General features: G+C 68.8%; 1 pseudogene. It reads left to right on the top strand.

Features of this window, described 5'->3' with window-relative positions:
* Positions 1-362, top strand: a pseudogene (locus FKN01_RS32815) (peptide synthetase); the annotation flags it as partial.

Genomic DNA, 362 nt, shown 5'->3' on the forward strand with positions numbered 1-362 from the left:
GAAGTGCCTGCGACGCCGGTGATGGCGTTGTTCGGCGGGCGGGGCGGGGCCCTGGACGGCTTCTACCAGTCGATGGGTGTGGCGGTGCGTGCGGGTGCCGGGCTGGGGGACGTGGAGGCTGCGGTCCGGGCGGTCCTGAAGCATCACGATGTGTTGCGGATGCGGGCAGAGCTGTCCACGGACGGCATATGGCGGCTGACGGTCCCCGCCGATACCTCAACTGCCGCTGTAGTGAGGCGTGTCGATGCCGAGGGAATGTCGCAGGACGCGCTCAGTGACCTTGTTGTGGTGGAGCGTGGTGCGGCGCAGGGGCGGTTGTCTCCTGCGGCGGGTGTGATGGTGCAGGGGGTGTGGTTCGACCG

Origin of the sequence: Streptomyces sp. 130, from assembly GCF_007096885.1 — a bacterium.
Lineage (GTDB): Bacteria > Actinomycetota > Actinomycetes > Streptomycetales > Streptomycetaceae > Streptomyces.